Here is a 4,481-nt window from a genome sequence, read left to right as displayed (position 1 = left end):
CAGCAGGAGACGCTGCACGAGCTGATCAGCCGTGAGCGCCGGCTCGACCAGCGCCGCGCCGAGACCGCGGGCAAGCTCGCCGAGCTGGACCAGGCCCGCCGCTCGCTGGCCGAGAGCAAGCAGCAGATCCAGCAGCGGCTGGCCGCGGCGCAGAAGCTGCTCAACGGCCTGGACGCCGACGAGCGGGCCCGGATGGCCGCCCAGGACGCCCGGGACGCCGAGCAGCGCGCGACCCGCGGCACCGACCGGCTGGACCTCGGCGAGGCCCCGCCCGCCTCCGAGCGCGGGGCGGCCGCACTGGCCGCCGCGGTGCGGATGATCGGATCGCCGTACGTGTACGGCGCCACCGGGCCCCGTGCCTTCGACTGCTCCGGTCTGATGTACTACAGCTGGCGGCAGGCCGGAGTGACCCTGCCGCGCACCTCGCAGGCCCAGGCGCACGCCGGGCAGCGGATCAGCCTCTCCGAAGCGCGGCCGGGAGACCTGGTGATCTTCTACCGGGACATGCACCACGTCGGGATGTACGCCGGCGGCGGGGTGATCGTGCACGCCCCCTACCCGGGCGCCAGGGTCCGGTACGAGAGCGTCACCGCGATGCCGGTCGCGGGGGTGGTCCGGCTCTGAGCGCGACACCCCCCGGCCCGGCCGGCCACCACGCGACCGACCCGCGCCACGGCGCGCTGTCCCGGCGCGGCGCGCTGCTGCTGGCGGTCGGCGGGCTCACCCAGCTGTCGCTGCCGCGGGCCGCCCCGGCGGTTCCGGCGCAGCGGGCGGCCGACCCGTACGCCGAGGTGGCCGGGCTGCTGGCGGAGCGGGCGCGCTCGCTGCCGTCCTGGTCCGGGCTCACCGGGGCCGAGGCGGCCTACCGCAACCTGGTGCTCTCCCCGGCCGACGGGCCGGACCGGCTGACCGCCGCCGCCGAACTGGTGGTGCGGATCGCCGGGTACGACGAGTACCCCGAGGTGTATCCGCGCCGGATCACACTGGTCCGGGACGCCGGCGGTTGGCGCGTCGAGCGGGAGGAGAGCGCGAGCGGGCCCCCGGCGCTGTGGGACCTCGGCCCCGCCCGTACCGCGCCCGGCGCGCACTGCCTGGTGCTCGGCCTGGCCGAGGGGCCCGCCCCGAGCGGCCTGGTCGAGGTGGGGGACCGGGCGGTGGCGGCCGTCAGCGCGGTCTGGGGCGACGACTGGCCGGGCCGGCTGCTGCTCGAACTGCCCGCCGACGAGGCGCAGTTCGCCCGGCTGCTGGAAGGTGATCCGGCGGGCTGGACGGGCATGGCGGCGGTCACCGTGGCCGCCCCCGGCGCGCCCCGGCGCACCCCCGCGGACCGGGTGGTGGTCAACCCCGAGGCGTTCGGCCGGCTCAGCGGGTTCGGCCGGCAGGTCGTCGTCACCCACGAGGCCACCCACGTCGCGACCAGGGCCGACACCCGGGCGTGGACGCCGCTGTGGCTCTCCGAGGGCGTCGCCGACTGGACCGCCTACCGCGACTCCGGGCGCAGCCCGCGGCAGATCTCCCCCGAGCTGGCCCGGGACGTCGAGGCCGGGAGGCTGCCGAGCGCGCTGCCCGCCGACCGGGACTACGCCGCGGGCGCCACCGGCATCGCCCAGGCCTACGAGCAGTCCTGGCTCGCCTGCGACCTGATCGCCCGCCGCTGGGGGCCGGAGCGGCTGGTCGCCCTCTACCGGGCGGTCGGCGCGGACGACGGGCAGGGCGAGGACCGGGAACGGCGCACGGACCGGTTGCTGCGCGCCGGACTGGGCGTCGGGCTGGACGGGTTCACCGAGCTCTGGCGGGCCGAGGTGGAGGCCCTCAAGGGCTAGCGCTTGGCGGGGGTTCCAGGGGTGCCGATGCCGTCCAGCAGGTCCTGCTCGTAGGCGATGCCCGGGCGCACCGGGTAGGACGACGCGGGCGGCAGCGCCCGCGGCTCGGGCAGCACCACGGTGGGCGGCAGCGGCTCCGCGGCGCGGGTGGAGCGCCAGAGCCGGACGCAGGAGAGCACGGCGGCGGCCACCAGCAGCAGGTTGCGCAGGCTCAGCACGGTGATCGCCCACGGGTCGCTGGCCAGGACCTGGGTGAACAGGGTCGGGAACTCGAGCAGCGTGAGCGGGCAGGCGATCAGGATCAGCAGGGCCACCGGCCGCTGGCTGCTGTTGCGCACGGTCAGGCAGACCGCCGCGACGCCGATCAGCCAGACCAGGTACTGCGGGCTGATCACCCGGCTGGTCACCACGAAGATCAGCAGGGCGCACAGCGCCGCGTCGTACATGGTGGCCGCGTTGCGGCGGCGGGCCTTGAAGCGCCACAGCAGCAGCCACAGGAAGCCGATCACGGTGCCGGCCATCATCACCTTGCTGATCACGCCGACCCACGGCCCGAGCATCTCGGGGGAGCCGTAGTTCATGGTGACCTTGCCGTCCCAGGCCCCGGCGATCCGGGCGAAGTGCAGCGGCAGCGCGCCGACCGACTCGACCTCGATGCCGCGGTCCGCCTGGAAGGTCAGGAAGTCGAAGGCGCCGTTCATCCCGGCCGCGAGCAGGAAGCCCACCGAGACGGCGGTGGCCGCGGCCAGCGTCCAGGAGCGGCGGGTGCGGCGGCCGGACGGGGTGCCGATCAGGCCGAGCAGCGGCCAGATCTTGACGATCCCGCCCAGGCCCAGCAGCAGCCCGCCCACCGCCGGGCGACGGATCAGCGCCAGCAGGCCGGCCAGGGCGAGCGCGGTGACGAGGATGTCGAAGCGGTTGTAGATCATCGGGCCGAGCAGCGGGACGGCCACCACCCACATCCAGGCGCCGGTCAGCGCCCGGCCCCGGCGCAGGCCGGTGCGGATCAGCAGTGCGGTCGCGGCGGCGTCGGCGATGCCGCAGATCACCCAGAACGAGACCAGGTACGACCAGGGCAGCAGGCCCGGCAGCAGGATCACCAGGGCGGCGCCCGGCGGGTACTGCCAGGTCACGTCGTCGAAGGGGAAGGTGCCGGTCTGGAGCACGCCGTACCAGGCGTGGTAGATCATCCAGACGTCGGCCGTGATGTCGCCGCCGGGCGCCTTCAGCACGCCGGTCATCAGCAGCACCAGCAGGGTACGGGTGGCCACCCAGGTCGCGCCGAGGGCGGCGAGCGCCCCGAGCGGGCGGCCGAGTCGGCCGCGCGAAGAACCGGACTCGGTGGCCGGGGCCAATTCCACTGCGCTCCCTCGTTCGTCTCGTACGTCCTCACCGGAGGCGTCGTACTGACGGACGCCCGGGCCGCCGCGTCCGCGGCCTAGGTACTAGGACTGACCCGGGGGTCAAACGGTTGCCGTGCGCGCTTCCGTTCCCGGCGGGTCATGGTGTTGACCTATCGTACGGATCACCCAGCGGTACACCGAGCACCCCCCGACCGAGCGAGCCGTGGCCTGATGCACAGAACCTTGATCGTCACCAATGACTTCCCGCCCCGTCCGGGAGGCATCCAGGCCTTCGTGCATAACATGGCTGTCCGTCAGCCCCCGGGGAGCATCGTGGTGTACGCCTCGACCTGGCGGGACGGCACCGAGGTGGCGCGCTTCGACGCGGAGCAGCCCTTCCCGGTGATCCGGGACCGCACGAAGGTGATGGTTCCCACACCCCGGGTCACCCGGCGGGCCGCCGAGATCCTGCGCGCCGAGGGGTGCGACTCGGTCTGGTTCGGCGCCGCCGCCCCGCTCGGCCTGATGGCGCCCGCGCTGCGCCGGGCCGGGGCCGGGCGGCTGCTCGGCATGACCCACGGGCACGAGGCCGCCTGGGCCCAGCTGCCGGCCTCCCGGCAGCTGCTGCGGCGGATCGGGGCGGGCACCGACGTGCTGACCTACCTGGGCGAGTACACCCGCTCGCGGATCGCCGCCGCCGTCGGGCCGCAGGCCGCGGCCCGGATGGTGCAGCTGCCGCCGGGCGTGGACGAGACGACCTTCCACCCGGACTCGGGGGGCGCCGAGGTGCGCCGCCGGCTCGGCCTGGCGGACCGGCCGGTGGTGGTCTGCGTCTCCCGGCTGGTGCCGCGCAAGGGCCAGGACACCCTGATCGAGGCGATGCCGCAGATCCTCGCGGACGTGCCGGACGCGGTGCTGCTGATCGTCGGCGGCGGCCCGTACCGGGCGGACCTGGAGAAGCTGGCGGACGCCACGGGCGTACGGGAGTCGGTGCGCTTCACCGGCTCGGTGCCGTGGGAGGAGCTGCCCGCCCACTACGGGGCCGGGGACGTGTTCGCGATGCCCTGCCGGACCAGGCGCGGCGGGCTGGACGTGGAGGGCCTGGGGATCGTCTACCTGGAGGCCTCGGCGACCGGCCTGCCGGTGGTCGCGGGGGACTCCGGCGGCGCGCCGGACGCGGTGCTGGAGGGCGAGACCGGCTACGTGGTGCCCGGCGGCTCGGCCCCGGCGGCCGCGGAGCGGATCGTCCGGCTGCTGCGGGACGAGGAGCTGCGGCGGCGGATGGGCGAGGCCGGGCGGCGCTGGGTGGAGCGCT

At 75.4% G+C, this 4,481-nt stretch carries 4 protein-coding genes; 3 read left to right on the top strand and 1 reads right to left on the bottom strand.

Annotated features, from left to right (window positions below; genetic code table 11):
* Both J0670_RS31090 and J0670_RS31085 read left to right on the top strand, forming a co-directional pair.
* On the top strand, positions 1 to 624 hold a 624-nt coding region (locus tag J0670_RS31090; protein WP_207815171.1), incomplete at its 5' end, for a C40 family peptidase.
* A 167-nt stretch (positions 625 to 791) separates the two neighbouring features.
* Entirely contained in the window at positions 792 to 1,823 is a 1,032-nt protein-coding gene (locus J0670_RS31085; RefSeq protein ID WP_207815169.1) for a hypothetical protein, read from the top strand.
* On the opposite strand, the gene J0670_RS31080 is transcribed toward J0670_RS31085, so the two are convergent.
* Positions 1,820 to 3,184: a glycosyltransferase 87 family protein gene (locus J0670_RS31080; protein ID WP_307806777.1), complete on the bottom strand. Its 1,365-nt coding sequence runs from the start codon at positions 3,182 to 3,184 to the stop codon at positions 1,820 to 1,822. The genes J0670_RS31085 and J0670_RS31080 overlap by 4 nt on opposite strands.
* Positions 3,185 to 3,397: 213 nt before the next feature.
* On the opposite strand from J0670_RS31080, the gene J0670_RS31075 reads away from it, so the two are divergent.
* A partial coding sequence (locus tag J0670_RS31075; RefSeq protein WP_207815168.1) for a glycosyltransferase family 4 protein occupies positions 3,398 to 4,481 on the top strand: 1,084 nt, incomplete at its 3' end.

The sequence above is a fragment of the Streptomyces sp. FH025 genome, from assembly GCF_017427025.1.
GTDB lineage: Bacteria > Actinomycetota > Actinomycetes > Streptomycetales > Streptomycetaceae > Kitasatospora.
Note: the sequence above shows the minus strand (reverse complement) of the source record. Positions and strands in the feature narration are given on the sequence as shown.